The organism is Acidicapsa dinghuensis, from assembly GCF_025685685.1.
GTDB lineage: Bacteria > Acidobacteriota > Terriglobia > Terriglobales > Acidobacteriaceae > Acidicapsa > Acidicapsa dinghuensis.
On sequence record NZ_JAGSYH010000001.1, the window covers coordinates 539,627 to 552,489 of the forward strand.

The following is a 12,863-nucleotide window of genomic DNA, read 5'->3' on the forward strand; positions in this document are numbered from 1 at the left end:
GTTCTACGCGGTTCTTACAGCCTACTCATACCGCAGCGCCACAATCGGATCCACCAGCGTAGCTGTTCTCGATGGAAAATACGCCGCCACCATTGCGATCAGTAAAAACAGCATAGACATCCCGGCGAACGATATAACGTCCAACGCGCTCAAGCCATAAAGCAGCGTTCGCAGCAGATAAGAAGCTCCTACTGCCAGCACCAGCCCCGCTCCAATTCCCGTCACCACTGGCCGCATACTTTCGCGCAGCATAAGCCGCAAGACCGTTGCGCGGCTTGCTCCCAGTGCCATGCGAATTCCAACCTCATGCGTGCGTAGCACCACCATGTAACTCACCGTGCCATAAATGCCCATACACGCCAGCAACAAGCCAAACGAGCCTACGACAGTAGTAAATGCCGCGGCGCAGCGAGACACCCCAAACGGAGCCGTTTCGTGCAGCATCTCTTCGAGAGTTGATGTGTAGCCCATCACCTCAGGATCAACCACAGCCAACACGCTTCCGATACTCTCACTCACCGGCTCCGGATCACTCTGCGTTCGAATAAGCAATGCGTATTGATAGATGCTGTCCTCTGGTAGCGGCAAATAAATCTGAGACTTGTCGCTGCCATCAAGTTGCGTCCCTCCGGCATCGGTAACCACACCTACGACCTCATACTGCACACTATCCGGCAGGGGTTCGTCTTTGCCGTGATATTGCCCTGCAGTACTTAGCCATATCTTCTTTCCAATTGGATTTTCTCCTCGCCACAATGTCGCCGCAGCCGACTGACTCACCATCGCAACCGGCTCCGCTGCTCCTGTATTTTTATCGAAGCCTCGACCAGCCAGCACTGGAAGGTTAATGAGCTGGAAATAGTTCGGCATCACGTATGTGTAGAACAACACCGGATGCCCAGCCTCACCTGCCGCGCTTTTCGTATCTGTGGAGATGCTTGCCACGCGCACTCCGCCACCGTCTGGCGCGCGCCCCACACTCGTATCGACTACGCCGGGCAGCGTCGCAATCTTCGTCCGGATCTCGCGCGCAAGACTGAGCTTCCGCTCCTTGGTGTACTTCGCATTGTCTGGAAATCCCAGTTCGAGATTGAGCACTCGCTTCACCTCGTACTTCACTTCAAGCGCATGCATCGAACCGCGAATCAGCAAAGCTCCCGTAATCATCAGCACCAGGCACACGGCCACCTGTGTCGCAACCAACGCATTGCGCAGCTTCCCGCTGCGGGAAGGCGAAGCATTCTGATTCGCCTTCATAGCCCCACCGAGCACAGAGCGTGAAGACTCCAGCGCCGGCGCAAGACCGAACAGCACTCCAGCAAGAACCGAAATCCCCAGCACATAGGCAAAGATCGTCAGGTCGGGATTCACATGCAGCACCACTGTTCCCCACTCCGGCGGCATCATGTCGGCGTATTCGACAACGAGCACCCGCAGCAGTCCCCATGCAAACAGCAAAGCCGCTGCCCCTGCCAATATTGCCAGCAGCACGCTCTCGGTCAGCAATTGCCGAATCACCCGCGCCCGCGAGGCTCCCAGCGAGCGCCTCATGCTCAGCTCATTCTGCCGCGCCGCTGCTCGCGCCAACTGCAGACTCGCCACATTCGCGCAGGCAATGACCAGCACCAGCACAACCGCCAGCATGATGAGAGACGCTGAAAAGACAATTCCCGAATCGATCTTTCTAGGGAACGGTGATCCTGGCCAGATCAATGCGGAGCTTGGCTTCGCCTCATCCGAGTGCGGATCGTGCAGCGTTCGCAAACGATCCGCGATGCCCTGCACTTCACCCTGCGCCTGAGCCATCGTCACGCCATCGGCCAGCCGCGCGAAGATACGGCAACAGATGTTGTTGCGGTCTTGCAGTATCTGCATTCCCGGATGCAGCAGCGGCATCGAAACTATTGGAATCCAGAAATTCGGAGTCACTACGCCGGTTCCGGTAAAATCACGCGGCGTAATCCCAATCACAGTGAACGAAGCACCATTGAATTTCATGCTGCGCCCGATCACCGAAGGATCGGAACCAAATCTCTGTTCCCAATAGTTTTCACTAATCAACGCCGAAGGATTCGCAACCAATTCAGCTCGATCGCCTGCCTGAAAGATCCGCCCGCGAAAAGCCTTCGCGCCGAGAACGTCAAAATAGTTTTCCGAGATCTCCGATATCGTCGTAAATTCCGTCTCTCCGGTCGACATGCGCGGAAGCTTGAACCCCAAAAGGGCCTCGGCGAGTTTTCCGGCTCCGGTAGTGGTCTGCGTCATTGCGCCGCCCGCCGAGGAAAGTTTCACAGTTACGCGTCTCTCCGCAATTACCCCTGAGAAGCTCTTCGCACCATCGCGATAGGCCTCGTAATCGGGATAACTGAAAAATGAATTAAACTCGCCCTTCCTGCCAATCAGACTCACATTCACCATGCGGTCCGCATCGTGTGCTTCCACTCCTCGCCCAAACACAGCTTTGCCAAGCGTAAAGACAACCGTGTTCAGCCCGATGCCCATGGCCAACGCCGCAACCGCCGCCAGAGTAAAGCCAGAATGTTTGCGCAGCATCCGCACGCCAAATCGCAGGTCCTGCCCGATACTCTCAGGCAGCGTCCACATATCGATCTCTCGCAATCGCTCACGCAATCGGTTGAAATTGCCAAATCGCACTTTAGCGTTGCGGCGCGCCTCAGGCTCTTCCATCCCTTTAGATACATTCCACTGCTCGCGCATCGCCAGATGGAAGCGCATCTCTTCCTCATGCTCCTTCGCAACTGACTCACCGCGAAACAACGATGCAACTCTTCTCAGCCACCCCATCTCTGTCTCCTCAGCCCTTTGCCGGTGAATAGCTCATCACGAGTCCTACCGCGCCGATAATTTCCCGCCAGTTCTTCTCTTCAGCCATCAGCTGCTTCTTCCCCACGGCAGTCAGCCGGTAATACCGCGCGCGCCGGTTGTTCTCACTCATGCCCCACTCAGACGCGATCCATCCCTGCTGCTCCATCCGGTGCAGCGCCGGATACAGCGACCCTTCTTCCACGCGCAGTACCTGGTTCGAAATGCTCTCGATGTGCAGAGTGATGCCCCAACCGTGCATCGCTCCCTGCTCCAGGCTCTTGAGCACCAGCATCACCAGCGTTCCCTGCAAATGATCGTTTTTTGATTTCGCCACAGCCTTCCCCTAGATATCTATAGAAGATGCCTGTAATTTTCCCCGCTGTCAATCGCATGAAGTGAATTTTTAACCGCCGAGGCAAGTAGCTGGGCCTTCACACAGGGCACAACTACCAATGCAAACAATGAGATGACACGATTCCCAGTTGTCCATCACTAACCACCGTCGCGGTAAAGAATTTCTTGACGTTCCGCTCCGGGAGGTTCAATCTTGCTCACCATGAAGAAAGTTTTCATGCACATCCCCCTCTGCGTCCTTGCAGTTGTGTCTGCGCTGTCCGTCTTCGCCACTCCCCCCGCCGCGCAAACTCAACCCGCAGCATCGCAACCGTCTCCCGCGAAACCTGACCCGAAGAAAGAAGAGCTCGATGCCTTTAACGCCTGCGCCAAAGCCGTTCTCCAGGGCTTCCGCCCTATCGCAAAAGAGCGCAATCTTCGCTTTGAAGGCAAAGTCTCAGACGTAAACGCTCTCTGCCGTGGCGGTTACGCCTCACAGCAGTTCCGCCTCACGCCCTGGGTCGACTGGCAGACCTACTGGGGCACCGGCGACATGGAATCGCTGCCCACCGGTTTTCTGACCAACAAAGGCCCAGCCTTTCGCGGCGTCACCGGAGCGTTGCTCGATCTTGAATTCCAGCGAGTTGAGCTCATCAAGTTCAATCTCTTCGACAACACCGGTTCCTATCAGAACTACATCCAGGGACGCGACGGCGTTGGCGGCCCGGCGCTCAAAGTATGGCCAGAGATGCGCCTGCCCAGCAACGATCCTAACTACGCAGCAGTCGGCGGCGACGGAACTCAGGTCTGTACTGGCTCGCTCGTGCGTGGGCGCACCCTCACCGGCATCTGCAACGATGTGCGCAATCCGCTCATGGGCTCAACCGGCACGCCTTTCGCGCGCAACGTGGAGTTTGAAACATCCTTCCCCGATGAGGGACATGATGAGTACTCCCGCAACCGCCACGGCGGCCGCCTCAGCCTGCTCCAGCCCGATCCGCAGGTCATCAGCCGCGTTCTGCTCACGCGCCAGCAGTCTGACGCCAGCAAATGCAACGGCGGTTTCGGCTTGCCCAACAACTCCGCCGACGCCAACTGCGACTACCAGAAAGCTCCCTTCTTCAACGTGCTCGCCGCCTACTGGATCCAGTTCATGACCCACGACTGGTTCTCGCACATGGAAGAGGGCCACAACGCGCCTGAGTACATCAGCGTCGGCTGCAAGACTAAGCTCGTAAACAACGTTGAAGTGCCGCTCACTCCCGAAGATATCCAGCAATTAGGCTGCCGCCCAGACGATAAAGTCGACGACACCTACGTCGATCAATCCACTGCTCCCGAAACCTTCACCTTCAACGGCAAGACCTACATGGCCCGTGCACCCAGGACCTTCAGCAACAACAACACGGCCTGGTGGGATGCCTCGCAGATTTACGGCTACGATGACACCTCCGTCAAGCGCGTCAAGCACGACCCCAGCGACCCGGCGAAGCTGCTTGAGGTGCCTCTGCCTGGTGCGCCGCTTGGAGACCCCGTCACCAGTGGATATCTCCCCACGCTCCAGCCCGGCGACCCGTTCGCTCCGCAGTGGGCCGGACAGGAGTCTGTCGCCTTCCCAGACAACTTCACCGTCGGCCTCAGCTTCCTGCATAATCTATTCACGCGCGAACACAACTCCTTTGTCACCGCATTCGAAAAACAGGCTAAGCTCACTCCGAACAAAGACTGCGGACTCCGCGACCCTGCCGATCCCAAACGAATCATCCATTACAAAGACGTCACGCCCGATGAACTCTTTGCCGCCGCGCGCCTCGTCGTCGCAGCAGAGATTGCCAAAATTCACACCATCGAATGGACTCCGCAGCTTCTCTACGACGAGCCACTCTACAAGGGCATGAACGGCAATTGGAACGGCCTGCTCGGCACTGGCGATCCTGATGTTTCCAAGGCCCTCTCCGATATCGTCACGCACGACTTCGGCAAATCCACCGATGTAGCCAAGGCCACGCAATGGTACTCGGTCTTCGCCTCAGGCCCCGGCATCTTCGGCCTCGGGAGCAAGGCAAAGGACTACGACATCACCAAGGCCGATAGCATCGAAGGCGGCGTCAACCACTTCGGCTCGCCCTTCAACTTCCCTGAAGAGTTCGTCTCCGTCTACCGTCTGCATCCGCTCATCCCTGACCTGCTCGAATTCCGCGATATCAAGAATCCCAACCAGATCGCGGAAAAAATCGCAGTGATCAATACCTTCGAAGCCAAAGAGACGGAAGCCATGCATACCGGCGGCATGCCTGACTGGGGCCTGACCCTCGGTCGCCAGCGCCTCGGCATCCTTACCCTGCACAACCATCCGCAGTTCATGCAGAACATCACACTACCGCGCCTCGACAGTCCCACCAAGCAGCTCGATCTCGCCGCGCTCGACATCATTCGAGATCGTGAACACGGCGTGCCACGCTTCAACGAGTTCCGCCGCCAGTACGGGCTGCGTCAGCTCACCAGCTATGACGACTTCATGGACCCCGCCGTCCGCGCGTTGCCCGAGAGCGATCCCACTCGCCAGCAACAACAGCAAGCTGTTGACCAGCTCCGCCAGCTCTATGGAACCCACATCTGCGACGCCAGCAAGATCATCACCGACGCGCAGGTCAACGACGACGGCTCTCCTATCAATGACTGCCTCGGCCATCCCAACGGTTCAACCATCGACAATGTCGAAGACGTCGATACCGTTGTTGGCTATCTTGCCGAGTTCCGAAGGCCGCATGGCTTCGCTATATCGGAAACTCAGTTTGTCGTTTTCATCCTCAATGCCTCGCGCCGTCTCTTCTCAGACCGCTTCTTCACCTCAAGCTTCCGCCCCGAGTTCTACACACAGATGGGCGTGGATTGGGTCAACAACAACGGTCCTGTAGCCGAGATCGAAAAAGGCACTCCCAACGGGCACAAGCAGCCAGTGTCACCGCTGAAGCGCATCCTCATCCGCAACATCCCCGAGCTGAAGCCGGAACTGGGTCCAGTCATCAACGCCTTCGACCCATGGGCCCGCGACCGCGGCCAGTACTACACGCTCGCCTGGAAACCAAGGCCGGGAGCGGAATCCGACCCAGCCTTCAAACAATAGCTGCCTACGCGGGCGTGGACGCGCCGGAATGCCCATACTTCAACTGGAAGTATGGGCATTCGTGTGCAGCAGGGTATTCGCTTCGTCGACTGCCAAATTGCTCAGCAGCCTTTGAAAGAAATGAAGTCCCCAAGCGGATTAGGCAGGGTTGGGTTAAAGGGCTCGAATGGGAAGGATTGTGAAGTGTCGAAGCCGGCAGCCTTGGCAGCGTTGAAACTGACAAAAGGCGTAAGCGCGGTCAACGCCTGATTGATCGAAGTCCAGCATAACGTTCTTTCGTAGCCGTTGTTATTCGGCGGAGCGATGCTTTCTGCCACTCCTTGAATGCCAGTGATCGAGCTGATGGGACCGCCAAACTGCGGAGTCACGTCACCGCCTACGACTCGTGCCAGCGTGCGATGGTCGCTCTCGATACCCAGGATGCGCGCAGCGGTGACACGCAGATTGCGTGTGGAAAAATTGCGCACGCCAACCAGATAGGCCGCAATGAATGCGTCTTCGAGAGTGACCAGAATATCAAGTGTGGTCTGCGCGTCCGAGAACATCTTATGCGGATAGAAGAACTCTGTGAATGGGGTGGGCTGGTCAGTAACGGACTGCTCGAGAAGATAGTGAGACATCTCTTCCTGGCGCGCGCCGATCAGGTAGCCTTGATCGTCGTCCGGGATCGTTTTGAAAAAAGGAGAAGTATCGATGATGTTGGAGTAGGTCGTGACAGCGAGCGCCTCTGCAATCTGTGCTGCTATTAAGATGTCGCGATCGTCTTTCTTCAGATGATCGTGCTCGTATCGCATGCTGTCTGGCTCTTCTTCTTGTTCTGCCGCCGACGCTGAGGCCACGGTAGAGAGCCCCCCAAGAACAGCGAAGGCCGTGGCTCCGGTAAGCGCTGCACCCTGGAGAAACGATCGTCGAGAGGAACCTGATTGGCCCTGTTTTGACAAACGGATGGCTTCGATTTCGTTTGGTGCGTTCATGCCGTAAATCTCCTTTCAAGCCCGGGCAAGTTCATCCACTGTTCAGTTCTTTCCTGTTGGGGCCCTTGTCACTCAGAACTTGCGGGTTGCATTGAGAACGCACCGGATCACCAGACGGATGTCACCGAAATGTAAATTCGGAAAAATAGACAAGCGAAGATCCATCCTCCAACGATTCGAATCCCCGGAAAATCCCTTATACTCGGGACAATTTAGTTGAGAACGCGCACTTCGATATCGGCACATACGTCTTTCGGAGCCTCATGCACAACCTGTTGCGAGACATTCACCACGCGCTGCGGCGGCTACGTAAGTCACCGGGATTCTCTCTGACCGCAATCCTGACGCTGGCCTTCGGCATCGGGGCCACCACCGCCATCTTTTCCATCGTCGAAGGCGTGCTGCTGCGACCCCTACCCTTTCCCGGCCAATCCTCGCTCGTTACCCTAGCCGACATCATCGAAGGCGTGGACTACGGCGGTGACGCGCCTGGAGTCACAGCACCCGGCGTTCGCACCTACATGCGCGACACCAGCTCCTTTTCCGGCCTCGGCGGCTACCAGCCGTCGACCTATGAGCTCTCAGGCGTTGGCGATCCAGCCCAGATCAACGCCACGCGGCTTACCGCAAGCGTCTTTCCTACGCTCGGCATCTCGCCGCTCCTTGGCCGCACCTTCACCCAACAGGAAGATGAATCAAGCGTCCCAGTCACGGTCATCAGCTATCAGCTCTGGCACAGCCGCTTCCATGGCGATACTCACATCCTTGGCCAGAAGCTTCTGCTCGACCGCAAGCCTTACGAAATCGTCGGCGTCATGCCCGCTGAATTCGAGTTTCCCCTGATTCCCGGCCAGTTGAACCAAAGTGAACTTTGGATCCTGATGAGCTTTACCCATGATGAAGCAGTCCTGGGCGCTGGAAGCTGGGGCTTCTACATGGTAGGCCGACTGAAGCCCGGCATAACCATCCCTGCCGCGCAGCACGACGCCGCCAATGCCGCGCAGGAGATCATGCGCAACTTCCCTCCGGCCCTATCCCGCCGCCGCATCAATCCTCTGATCCAGCGGCTCGATGAGGCCACGGTGGCCCAGGCCCGCCCCATGGTCCGCACACTGTTCTTCGCAGTCCTGGTGGTGTTGTTTATCGCCTGCGTCAATCTGGCAGGCTTGCTGCTCGTACGCGTCATTGGCCGCAGGCGCGAAATCGCCGTGCAACTGGCTCTGGGCGCAAGAGGAGCTACGATTCTTCGCCAGTCCCTCGTGGAGACCATAACTCTCAGCGTAAGCGGAGGCCTTCTCGGCTTGTTTCTGGCATGGGTTGCACTCCGCGCCGGAGTCAGCTTTCTCCCGGAAACACTGCCGCGTGTCAGCTCCATTGGCCTCGACGGAAAAGTGGTTGCCTTCGCACTCGGCCTCGCTCTGCTCACCGGAATTCTCTGCGGCTTGATCCCAGCCTTTGCCGCAAAGCGGACCGCGGTGAATGAATCGTTGAAAGAGGGGGGCCGCACCGGCAGCGCAGGTGGAGCGCACGCGCGGCTGCGTTCCATACTCGTGATAGCCGAACTCGCAGTCGCGCTGGTGCTGCTAACAGCCTCGGGCCTGCTGTTGCGCAGCTTTCAGAAGATACGCTCCATAAACCTTGGTTTTCGCTCCGATCACATGCTGACCGCAAGCTATAACCTGCCTCGCCAGCGATACACCACCCAGGCCTCCATCGACACTTTCAATGCGATGCTCCAATCCAAACTAGAGCAGCTCCCCGGAGTAGAAGCAGCCGGCGTCACCACTCTCTTGCCCGCAGCCAATCAGAACGTCCGCACCACATTTACTCCCGAGGGCTACGTTCCTCCCAAGGGAGCAGGCCTGAATGTCGCCTGGTATCCCGAAGTGATGGGCGATTATTTCCACGCAGCAGGCATTCCCATCCTCCGCGGCCGCGCGTTCACCACGGCCGACAACGCAACGGCTCCGCTGGTAGTCATCGTGAACCGCGCACTTGCCGAGCACTACTGGCCGGGGCAAGAACCTATCGGAAAACGCCTGCACCGCGGCTCCTCGGAAGCGACAAACATGCCCTGGCTGACCATAGTGGGCGAGATCGGCGAAGTAAAAGAGCTCGCAGCCGATGTACCCACGATGAACCAGGTCTATTTTCCATCCAGCCAGATGAAAGCGAGCGGAGGCCCATATGCAACGGCCGCTATGCTCACCGGCAGCGGAGGCTCCATTGTGTTGCGCAGCCAGCAACCGCCAGATCAGTTAGCCGATGCTCTTCGCGACGTCATCCGCTCCCTCGACTCTCAGCTGCCGGTCACTCACGTCGAATCAATGGATCACGTGGTTTCAGAGGGTCAGGCATCGCGCCGCTTCACCACCGCGCTCATCTCCGCATTCGCAGGCGCAGCCGTGCTGTTGGCCCTGCTCGGCATCTACAGCGTCATTGCATTCACCACAGCTCAGCGCACGCAGGAGATGGCAATCCGCCTCGCACTCGGTTCTCAGCGCGGCGACGTGATGCAATTGATTTTGTTTTCAGGAGCCAGGCTGGGTGTGGCCGGTTGCGTACTCGGCGCAGTAGCGACAGTATTCGCTACCCGTCTGTTGCGTTCTTTCCTCTTCCAGATCGATCCACTTGATCCAATGGTGATCGCGCTGGCTGCATTCTCGATCCTGATTCTCGCACTTGCGGCGTCGTTGCTTCCCGCGCGCCGAGCAGCGCACATTGACCCGATACAAGCGCTCCGCGCAGAGTAATTTGCGGACAGCCCCAACAATTCTCCGGCCAAAAGTCTCCCATTGAAAATTTGGCCAAATCGAAGCCGCCCGTCGAGGCATCGGACAAGTACATACCTTCTTTACGAATGAGACGATGATGCTATGCCTCAGATAGAAAACCAAACATTCGACCCCGGGACGTCAGGAATTCTTGCCCCAGGCCGGCTCTTCACAATGCGGGCACTCCTCTGGGCAGTGCTTCTCTTCGCAATCGTTCTCGGGTTCTTCTTCGCTTCGGTCTTGGGCGCAGGATGGATCGGATTACACGGGAACTGGCGTTATCTTCCTCCGATTGTCTTGCCGATTGTTGCCTGCTTGGTCTACGCCGTCCTGGTCCGGCAATTCGAACGGCGAAAACCGTGGGAGTTTAAGATCGACTCTCGGATGCTCCCTGAGGTTCCCTTTGGCTTTCTCTTCGGAGCCGCTTTCATTACAGGGATGTGGCTTGTTCTTTGGATCTTCAAACTGTACTTCGCACATCGCGGAGTATGGTCTCGATGGTTCAGCGACCTCATCTTTGATAGCTACATATCGGCGGTTCTTGAAGAACTCGCTTTTCGCGCCGTCATTCTTCGCATCTTCGCAAGAATATGGGGAGTCAAAACCGGAATAATTCTTTCTGCGATCATCTTCGGCTTCGCTCATTTTGCGCATGGTTCGTGGCTCGCCATGTTCGGAATCATCATCAACTCCGGGATAGCGTTGGGACTTCTCTATGTAATTACCGGACGCTTATGGATGTCGATTGGTATGCACCTCGGCTATGACTTCATCGAGACCTCCGTGCTCGGCATCGGCAGCCATCACGGATTCCTCCTCAATACGCCAAAAGCAGGCGTAGCGGCATGGCTCACAGGTGGAACTTTCGGGCCCGATGCGGCCGTTCCCGGCATGGTTCTCGGAGTGCTTATCAATGCCGTCTTGTGGCACTTCGCGTTCAGAAGACGAAGGATCTCGACTTCAAACAGCGGGTCTTAACTTAAAGAAACCGGCTGGGCATTGTCTGGAAATACGAAGCGGCAGCGAATATACTCACGCTGCCGCTCCGTTCTTTTCTTAGATATGTTGTCAGATCTATATCAATGCACCCGCTCAAATCCGTCACACCCGCTGATCGCCGTCACCTTCAAGTGCAGATCGGCAAGTTTGGGATGCCCGCATTCGTCGATAAACTTCAAATCAGCCTGTTTGCTCGTCATGATGCTCACCAGCACATCCGACGGGTGATGCTCGCCGAAGTGCGTGCAAAGACCACATTGTCCACTGTGAACAGCTTCCATTGCGCGATCCTCCTTGCCTGATTTGGACTCCAAATCCAGCCGTACGGTTGTCCACGAAAATAAAACCGCACAGCAATTCGAACCAACCTCCTACCCATCATTTTTTCGCTGTAAATTGCGACTGTTTTAGCCGCAATTGCCGGAATGGAATCCTTCCCTTCCCGACCGCCAGCGCCGCATCTTTCCATAGTCGGCTCTGCTTCTTCCTGCGCCGTCAGTCATCATAGACTTGTGCCACAAACCACTCCCCATCCTCTCGCGCACGCCTGGCGCGCACTAAAACACCGTAATTTCCGCCTCTTCTTCGCCGGTCAGTCTATTTCCCTGATCGGCACGTGGATGACCCGCATTGCCACGTCTTGGCTCGTCTATCGGCTCACCCACAGCGCCGTCCTGCTCGGCACCGTCAGCTTCGCCGGTCAGATTCCGACATTCCTGCTTGCACCCTTCGCCGGCGTCCTCGTCGATCGCTGGAACCGTCAGCGCGTCCTCGTCTGGACGCAGGCGCTCGCCATGCTTCAGTCTCTAGGCCTCGCGGTCCTGACCCTCTCGCACCACATCAACATCGCCGAAGTCCTCGCACTCAGCATCTTTCAGGGATGCATCAACGCCTTCGACATGCCAGGCCGCCAGTCGTTCATGGTTGAAATGGTGGAAGGCCGCGACGACCTCTCCAACGCCATCGCCATCAACTCGTCCATGGTGAATGCCGCGCGCCTCATCGGCCCTTCGCTGGCCGGACTGGTCATCGCCGCCAGCAACGAAGGCTGGTGCTTCCTCATCGATGGCATCAGCTACATCGCAGTCATCGCGTCGCTGCTTGCCATGCGACTACCAACTCGTGTGCTGGCCGCAGCAAGCAAATCCGAATCCACCATGGTGACGCAGCTCAAAGAGGGCTGGAACTACGTCAGCACCTTCCCGCCCATCCGCAACATCCTCTCGCTCTTTGCCGTTAACAGCCTCATGGGATGGCCCTTCGTAGTACTCATGCCCATCTTTGCAGCGCAGGTACTCAAAGGTGGCCCACATACCCTTGGTTTCCTCATGGGCGCGCTGGGAGTCGGCTCGCTTATCTCCGCCATCTCACTCGTCCTGCGCAAGTCTGTCCGCGGCCTGCTCAAGATGATTCCCGTCGCGGCTGCCACATTTGGCGTTGGGCTCATCCTCTTCGGCTTTTCAAACAATCTCTGGCTCTCGATGGCCCTCCTGCTCCTCACCGGATTCGGCATGATGCAGGGACTGACCGCTTCCAACACCATTATCCAGACCATCGTCCCAGCCGATAAACGCGGACGCGTCATGAGCTACTACACCATCGCCTTCGTCGGCATGGCTCCATTCGGCAGCCTGCTCGCCGGCACGCTTGCCAACGTCATCGGCGCACAGCATACAGTAATCGTCAGCGGCATCTGCTGCATTCTCGGCTCAGCCTGGTTCTTCACGCGCATGCCATATATCCGCAAGCACATGCGGCCCATCTATCAACAACTCGGCATTATTCCCACGGCCAACGTCGCCGAGTTAGAAGAGTCCAGTGCAAGCTAAG

General features: G+C 57.3%; 8 protein-coding genes. 4 read left to right on the forward strand and 4 right to left on the reverse strand.

Annotated elements, in window-relative coordinates; genetic code table 11:
* Positions 1-21: 21 nt before the first annotated feature.
* A complete protein-coding gene (locus OHL22_RS02115) occupies positions 22-2,805 on the reverse strand; it encodes an ABC transporter permease (RefSeq protein WP_263332697.1) in 2,784 nt (927 codons plus the stop codon).
* Between the two features lie 10 nt (positions 2,806-2,815).
* Positions 2,816-3,160 (reverse strand): PadR family transcriptional regulator, encoded by a 345-nt coding sequence (locus tag OHL22_RS02120; protein WP_263332698.1) that lies wholly within the window; start codon positions 3,158-3,160, stop codon positions 2,816-2,818.
* A 237-nt stretch (positions 3,161-3,397) separates the two neighbouring features.
* On the opposite strand from OHL22_RS02120, the gene OHL22_RS02125 reads away from it, so the two are divergent.
* Entirely contained in the window at positions 3,398-6,286 is a 2,889-nt protein-coding gene (locus OHL22_RS02125) for a peroxidase family protein (protein ID WP_263332700.1), read from the forward strand.
* A 101-nt stretch (positions 6,287-6,387) separates the two neighbouring features.
* Here the strand turns inward: OHL22_RS02125 and OHL22_RS02130 are convergent, their stop codons facing one another.
* Entirely contained in the window at positions 6,388-7,260 is an 873-nt protein-coding gene (locus OHL22_RS02130) for a ferritin-like domain-containing protein (protein ID WP_263332702.1), read from the reverse strand.
* 263 nt (positions 7,261-7,523) lie between these two features.
* On the opposite strand from OHL22_RS02130, the gene OHL22_RS02135 reads away from it, so the two are divergent.
* The gene (locus tag OHL22_RS02135) at positions 7,524-10,013 is read left to right on the forward strand and encodes an ABC transporter permease (RefSeq protein ID WP_263332704.1); all 2,490 of its coding nucleotides are present in this window, start codon (positions 7,524-7,526) and stop codon (positions 10,011-10,013) included.
* Positions 10,014-10,136: 123 nt separating this feature from the next.
* Positions 10,137-11,012 (forward strand): CPBP family intramembrane glutamic endopeptidase, encoded by an 876-nt coding sequence (locus OHL22_RS02140; protein ID WP_263332706.1) that lies wholly within the window; start codon positions 10,137-10,139, stop codon positions 11,010-11,012.
* A 101-nt stretch (positions 11,013-11,113) separates the two neighbouring features.
* Here the strand turns inward: OHL22_RS02140 and OHL22_RS02145 are convergent, their stop codons facing one another.
* Positions 11,114-11,314, reverse strand: coding sequence for a hypothetical protein (locus OHL22_RS02145; protein WP_263332708.1), 201 nt, complete (start codon positions 11,312-11,314; stop codon positions 11,114-11,116).
* 231 nt (positions 11,315-11,545) lie between these two features.
* Here OHL22_RS02145 and OHL22_RS02150 point away from each other — a divergent pair, with 231 nt between their 5' ends.
* Positions 11,546-12,862: an MFS transporter gene (locus OHL22_RS02150; RefSeq protein ID WP_263332710.1), complete on the forward strand. Its 1,317-nt coding sequence runs from the start codon at positions 11,546-11,548 to the stop codon at positions 12,860-12,862.
* Position 12,863 lies beyond the last annotated feature (1 nt).

Bases quoted from the DNA above. Each gene is read 5' to 3' on its own strand.
- OHL22_RS02140 (WP_263332706.1), top strand. From the start codon at position 10,137: ATGCCTCAGATAGAAAACCAAACATTCGACCCCGGGACGTCAGGAATT.
- OHL22_RS02125 (WP_263332700.1), top strand. From the start codon at position 3,398: ATGCACATCCCCCTCTGCGTCCTTGCAGTTGTGTCTGCGCTGTCCGTC.
- OHL22_RS02145 (WP_263332708.1), bottom strand. From the start codon at position 11,314: ATGGAAGCTGTTCACAGTGGACAATGTGGTCTTTGCACGCACTTCGGC.
- OHL22_RS02115 (WP_263332697.1), bottom strand. From the start codon at position 2,805: ATGGGGTGGCTGAGAAGAGTTGCATCGTTGTTTCGCGGTGAGTCAGTT.
- OHL22_RS02130 (WP_263332702.1), bottom strand. From the start codon at position 7,260: ATGAACGCACCAAACGAAATCGAAGCCATCCGTTTGTCAAAACAGGGC.
- OHL22_RS02135 (WP_263332704.1), top strand. From the start codon at position 7,524: ATGCACAACCTGTTGCGAGACATTCACCACGCGCTGCGGCGGCTACGT.